At 55.2% G+C, this 5610-nt stretch carries 8 protein-coding genes; 5 read left to right on the plus strand and 3 right to left on the minus strand.

Translation table 11 applies throughout. The features are described from left to right. The coding region (locus ACPLUI_RS10250; RefSeq protein ID WP_424660167.1) for an HpcH/HpaI aldolase/citrate lyase family protein at positions 1 to 494 on the minus strand (494 nt) is incomplete at its 3' end. Positions 495 to 708: 214 nt separating this feature from the next. On the opposite strand from ACPLUI_RS10250, the gene ACPLUI_RS10255 reads away from it, so the two are divergent. The 4 genes from ACPLUI_RS10255 to ACPLUI_RS10270 all read left to right on the plus strand — a co-directional run bounded on the left by ACPLUI_RS10255 (position 709) and on the right by ACPLUI_RS10270 (position 3444). After that, positions 709 to 1176 (plus strand): hypothetical protein, encoded by a 468-nt coding sequence (locus ACPLUI_RS10255; protein WP_424660168.1) that lies wholly within the window; start codon positions 709 to 711, stop codon positions 1174 to 1176. A gap of 68 nt (positions 1177 to 1244) precedes the next feature. Continuing rightward, a complete protein-coding gene (locus tag ACPLUI_RS10260; RefSeq protein WP_424660169.1) occupies positions 1245 to 1910 on the plus strand; it encodes a DUF421 domain-containing protein in 666 nt (221 codons plus the stop codon). Between the two features lie 95 nt (positions 1911 to 2005). Further along, positions 2006 to 2665 (plus strand): helix-hairpin-helix domain-containing protein, encoded by a 660-nt coding sequence (locus ACPLUI_RS10265; protein WP_424660170.1) that lies wholly within the window; start codon positions 2006 to 2008, stop codon positions 2663 to 2665. A gap of 68 nt (positions 2666 to 2733) precedes the next feature. Continuing rightward, positions 2734 to 3444, plus strand: coding sequence for a lytic transglycosylase domain-containing protein (locus ACPLUI_RS10270; RefSeq protein WP_424660171.1), 711 nt, complete (start codon positions 2734 to 2736; stop codon positions 3442 to 3444). A gap of 45 nt (positions 3445 to 3489) precedes the next feature. Here ACPLUI_RS10270 and ACPLUI_RS10275 read toward each other — a convergent pair whose 3' ends face one another. Next, positions 3490 to 3732 carry a small, acid-soluble spore protein, alpha/beta type gene (locus ACPLUI_RS10275; RefSeq protein WP_424660172.1) on the minus strand — a complete coding sequence of 81 codons (243 nt, stop codon included), beginning with the start codon at positions 3730 to 3732 and terminating at the stop codon, positions 3490 to 3492. Positions 3733 to 4007: 275 nt separating this feature from the next. Here ACPLUI_RS10275 and ACPLUI_RS10280 point away from each other — a divergent pair, with 275 nt between their 5' ends. After that, the gene (locus ACPLUI_RS10280; protein ID WP_424660173.1) at positions 4008 to 4682 is read left to right on the plus strand and encodes a ComEC/Rec2 family competence protein; all 675 of its coding nucleotides are present in this window, start codon (positions 4008 to 4010) and stop codon (positions 4680 to 4682) included. Here ACPLUI_RS10280 and ACPLUI_RS10285 read toward each other — a convergent pair. Then, a partial coding sequence (locus ACPLUI_RS10285; protein ID WP_424660174.1) for a recombinase family protein occupies positions 4642 to 5610 on the minus strand: 969 nt, incomplete at its 5' end. The genes ACPLUI_RS10280 and ACPLUI_RS10285 overlap by 41 nt on opposite strands.

A 5610-nucleotide genomic window follows, 5' to 3' on the forward strand; every position in this document is an offset into this window, starting at 1 on the left:
TCTTCACCCTCCCGAGAGTAGGGCACACCGATATCCATGGTATAATCGTTTCCTCCAAAAGCCAGGCAGCTGACCCGGGGGGCGGCGGCAATTTCGCCGGCCCGGGCGATACCCCGGGCACTTTCCACAAAGGGGATTAATTTGATTTTACCCGGGGATAGTTGATGTTGCTGTTCCAGGAGGGAGAGCAACCAGTCGACCCGGCGCAGCTCTTCCCCTGACTCGGCTTTGGCCACCATCAGTCCCTCTACGGGCAGGTCAACCACCATTTGAAGGTCCTGCAGGATGTGAGGCGAGCTGACACCATTGATGCGTACAAAAACTGGAATGGGGCGGGGAACACCCAATGTTTGGCGGACCTGCTGCCGGGCTTTTTCTTTGTGTGTTTCGGCAACGGCGTCTTCCAGGTCGAGGATGACCGCATCGGCTCCGGCTGCAAAGGCCTTTTCCGCTTTACGGGGATCGTCTCCAGGAACAAAAAGAAGCGTGCGCAAGGGAAACAATTTAAAAGCACCACCTTATTCAAAAAATTTTTTCCGGGGCCTTTCGTAAAATCCGGTTCAACCTGTTACTTGCCAGCAGGCTTTTTTTTGTGGGACAATGGTGTATAATGGTGTAGGGAGATCGAGCAGGTTTTAAGGCCCGGGGTATAATGCCCTTAATTCTTTCCGTTTCCGGTTTAATCCTGCCGTGGTGGGGGTGTTGTTTTTGCGGGAAATTGCCTTGCCGGATTTTATTGGCGAGTCGGAGTTCGGGATGATCGTAATGGTTTCGGCGCTGGAAGACGAGCTTGAACCGCTTTTCCGGCGTTTTAACCGGGGCGAAAAGGTTCCCTACCGTTTTGGCTGGCAACTGGTACCGATCGATAGTCAAAACTATCTGGTTACACTGGACTTGAACTGGGACGGCGGGCATGAAGTGGCCATCGGCTTTACGCCTGAAATGTGGAGCATCCTGCCTGCCGTACGGCACAAGGACCTGACTGTCATAACTGACTGGGACCTGGTTGGCCAGGAGACAAAAATATCCTCTGCCCGGGCTCTGGTTATCCACCAGGCCTACAGGGGGTTGGATGAGTTAATCCGGCAGGTGGCTCAGGTGGTACCGCCACAGGAGGAATTGAAGAAACTCCAGGAAATTCTGGCCGGGTGCGTGGATCCCGGTCAGCTTCACTAACTTGCTTTCCTGAAGAATAACCCGGCCTCCCCGGGAGCCAAACTAGAGGAACGGGAGGGGCCGGGTTGATGTTTGTAGCGATTTACCGTACATTGCTGATCTATTTTATCGTTTTGCTGGTCGTCCGCATGATGGGCAAACGTGAGATCGGCCAGCTTTCACCTTGTGATTTTGTGGTGGCCATCATTATTGCCGAACTGGCGGCTATTCCCATGGAGTCCAGCAGTATTCCCCTGTGGAGAGGGATCATTCCCCTGGTTACTCTGGGCATAGTGGAGGTCGTGTTGAGTTACCTGGCGCTGCACAGTCCCTTTCTGCGCCGGTTGCTGGACGGTGAACCTCAAGTGGTAATCCGGAACGGGCGCATTGTGAGGGATGAACTGCGCCGGGCACGCTACAATTTAAACGACCTTCTGGCCCAGCTCCGGGAGAAGGGAATCGTTAATGTGGCCGACGTGGAGTTCGGGGTTCTGGAGACTTCAGGGAAGCTGAGCGTAATCCCCAAGTCCCAGAAGCGTCCCGTTACGCCCGAAGATCTGGGCTTACCGACCGGCTATGAAGGTCTGCCGACCGTTCTGGTGATGGACGGCCGGGTTTTAAGGGACAACCTGCGTTCCATCAGTCTCGATGAGGCGTGGCTGAAGGAGCGCCTGGCCGAGGTCGGCCTGGAGCCGGAGCGGGTTTTCCTGGCCACCCTGGGTACCGACGGCCGGTTATTTATTAATGAGAATTAAAATGAGAATTAGAATTTGAAAAATGAGATATCGATGAAGGAATATGCATTTTGAAGTAGAATTAAGTGGTAAAAACTAAAGTGGGGCGGAACAGGGTGTTTGAGATTCCAAGGCGCCACCAGGTGATAATTTTAATTGTGGCAGCCATAGTGCTCTTTGGTGGCGGCTACCGTTATGCCCTGTGGCAGCAGCGTCCCGGTGCTGGAAGCAGGCCGGCCTTGGAAGAGCTGAATGCTCCGGATAACCTTGAAGCAAAAGAATTAATGGTTCATGTGGCCGGTGCTGTTGAAAAACCCGGAGTGTATCGCCTTGCTGCCGGTGCGAGGGTGCAGGATGCGGTTGATAAGGCCGTTGCCAGTCCGGAAGCGGACCTCAACCTCTTGAATCTGGCTGCGCCCTTGGCCGACGGGCAAAAACTCGTTGTTCCGCTAAAACAACCCTGCACAACAGGTGGCGCGGAAGCTTTGCAGAATATGCCTGGTTCTGCTCCCGTTAACGCTACCCCGCGCAATAATCCTTTTGCCCAACCATCCGCCAAATTACCAGCCCCGGGGACCGCTTCGCAGGTGAACATCAATACCGCCGGCCAGCAGGAGCTTGAGAGTCTTCCCGGGATCGGGCCTTCGCTGGCCCGGCGCATTATACAGTACCGGGAAACCAGCGGGCTCTTTAAGGTGCCCGAGGATATTAAAAATGTTTCCGGCATCGGGGATAAAAAGTTTGAACAGCTCAAAGATTATATAACCGTTTATTAGTGCTTTGCGGCCGGGTGGCGCCTTTCCGGTTACCGTCTGGCGGTGCAGGGTAAATTGGGGGAAATAGAGTGCTTGTTTCACTGCTGAACGCCATTAATCAAGCTGATAACGGTCAAAAAAACTGGCAGACGGGGGGGCTCCCTGGTTCGGGGGAATCCTTTGCCCTGCTGCTGGCAACTGCACTGGAGTCTTCTTCTGAAAATGGAGGATTGACGGAGGGCGGTAAGCCGGACAATCCCGGCCTCACGGAGTTGCTATTACCATTCTTCCTGTTGACGCCGGGTGGTACTGAACTTTCGACATCCCTGTGGACAATTTTTAATACGTTGTTTTACCGGCAGGGAGCTGAAAGGAAGTCTTCTCCGCCCGGGCATAGCGAAGTGACGGTTAAAACCGGTGACCTCGGTGCCCTTATCGACGGTGTGGCTGAAAAGTACGGTTTGGAGCCCGCGTTGCTCAAGGCGGTGGTCAAGGTGGAATCGGGCTTCAATCCTTTGGCCCGTTCTCCTGCCGGGGCGCAGGGGCTGATGCAGCTCATGCCTGCCACGGCTGCGGCTATGGGGGTGAAGAACCCGTGGGATCCGCGGGAAAACCTGGAGGCGGGCGCCCGTTATTTGAAGTCCCTGCTGGAGCGTTTTGGAGGGAATGTCAACCTGGCCCTGGCGGCCTATAATGCCGGCCCGGGAGCGGTGCGGCGCTATGGCGGCGTGCCTCCCTACCGGGAGACGCGGCAGTATCTGCAGCGGGTAGCCGCTGCAAGATGTGAATTTCTGGTGTAAAAGAACCAACCCGGCTGTTGGGCCGGGTTCAAAATTTCTCGTTCCTTAAAAATCGTCCTGAAGGTTCAAGCGGGCTTTGCGATCCCCTTCCTCGGCCAGCGCTTCTTCTCCGGCCTTGACCAGTTTGCGCACCATGTTGCCGCCAATTTTGCCTGCTTCCCGTACGGTCAACTCATCCCCTGCATTGGCAAGATCATCTTCCAGGCCGAGTTCCCTGGCCGTCTCCCACTTAAGCCTGTCGAGCTGCCTTTCTGTGCGCAGCCTGTCGTTATCTTTTTTGTGACCCATATGATCACCCCGTTTTTAGGGTGCCTCGGGTGGTTTGCCGCTTATACGGGGAAAATTTTAACTCATTTATGAGCCTGCTGGTCAAAAAGATTATAGATACCGGCTTCGCAGCCTTTTTTGAACGCGAGTGGCAGGAACTAATGCAATCGGCGAAAATTGTAATTGCGTGAACCAGTTATGGGGTGGCTTCTTTGGTTAACAGGCCCCTGGTATATTTAACCCTCTCGTTTGTAACCGGGATTTTCCTGGCGGGTAGTTGGAAATTTTCCCCCGGAATGGCCCTGTTGATCTGTGGTATCCTGTTTATGGTGGCCTTACCGGGGTATTTTTTTCACTGGTCTTTCAACCGGTGGGTTATTTTGTGCTTATTTCTGGCCCTGGGTTTCTGCTGGGGAACTCTGGCGGCTTACCGTGTCAACCCCTTCCTTGACGAGTATACCGGACACCGGGTGACCATTGAGGGTACCGTCAGCAGGGAGGCGGATGTCCGTTCGGACTGCGTTTACTACTGGCTGGAGGTGCAGAGGATTTCCCTGGGGCGGGAGGCCCGGGAGTTGCAGGCGCTGGTGCTGGTGCGGGCTGCCGTACCAGGACCGGTTTATGCCTGCGGGGATCGTTTACGCCTGCATGGTTTGCTCAGCCGACCCCAGGACCCGGGCAATCCCGGAGAGTTCGACTATCACGCATACCTGGCCCGCCGGGGTGCCGGTGCGGTCCTCATGGTGCGGGACCCGGCTTCCATCCGGAAGCTCGGGGTGGGCGGGCACCCGCTGATGCGCGCGCTTCTCAGGTTCAAGGAAAAACTCCTCGCGGTCGGCCAGGCCACCCTGCCGCCTGAGAAAGCGTCCCTGTTGAACGGAATTGTCTTCGGCAGCCAGGGACAATTAGACCGGAAGACCTGGCAGCTTTTCAGTGAATCCGGGGTGGTTCATTCGACGCAAGTGGTGTAACAGAAGATGCATTTTCTTTCGGCTCAATACCCGGGATTACGCACTCAATGTCCAGTTGAATCGATCCATCCTCCCGGGTATCAACCCATATGGTTTGCACCAGCCGGGTCAAGAATTCCCGCTTCACCTCGTAAGGTGCATCCAGCAGCCCTTCCGCGCTCAGGCCGCGGTACTGTTCTACCAGGCGCTCTATGCTTTCCACTTTGTCCTCTTCAAGGGTGAGTTTTAATTTCACCTCTTCAAGCTCCCGCAAGAGTTCCTGCCTGCGGGCTTTTATTCTATCCATTTCCCGGCTAAGGTCCAACAGCTCTATGATGCCCTCACGGTAGGCCGCCAGCAGGCGGTCTTTTTCATTTTCCGCCCGCGCTATCAGTTTTTCCAGTTCCCTGATCCTGCTTTCAGCTTTTTCCCTGGCTCTGGCCGTTGCTTCATCCTGCTGCCCGATGGCTTCTTTAAGTCTTTCCGGGTTTGAAAGGATTTCCGTGAGGAGTTTCAGGACGCTTTCCTCCAGTTCCATGCCTCGCACCCAGGGGGCATCGCAGCGTCCCAGGTTGCGCTCCGGGTAGTGCAGGCTGCTTATGTTTCTCAGGCAGCGGTAATAAAAAGCTCTTTTTGTTGGCTTGTCAGTTTTTTTCTTATGTTTGCGGTAATAATCGTCCGTATTCCCACCCATGTTCCAGCCACAGCGACGGCACTTCACCAGTCCGCGCAGCAGGTACTCCCGGGGAGTGGTGCGGTGGATCATGTTCCTGCGCTCTTTCAGGAGTTCCTGTGCCCGCTCAAAGGTGGCGCGGTCGATGATGGGAGGTACAGGAACTCTCACCCAGCCGGAAGGGTCTTCTTTGCTTCTGTGTTTGAAATACCAGTCACCGGCATAGGCGGGCTGTGTGAGGACGGAGTACACCCTCTCTCCGTTCCACTTCCCGCC

The sequence above is a fragment of the Desulfofundulus sp. genome, assembly GCF_049701015.1.
Taxonomy (GTDB): domain Bacteria; phylum Bacillota; class Desulfotomaculia; order Desulfotomaculales; family Desulfovirgulaceae; genus Desulfofundulus.

Coding starts and splice junctions, on each gene's coding strand:
- ACPLUI_RS10260 (WP_424660169.1), top strand. CDS start 1,245: ATGTTTGTAGCGATTTACCGTACATTGCTGATCTATTTTATCGTTTTG.
- ACPLUI_RS10275 (WP_424660172.1), bottom strand. CDS start 3,732: ATGGGTCACAAAAAAGATAACGACAGGCTGCGCACAGAAAGGCAGCTC.
- ACPLUI_RS10280 (WP_424660173.1), top strand. CDS start 4,008: ATGGCCCTGTTGATCTGTGGTATCCTGTTTATGGTGGCCTTACCGGGG.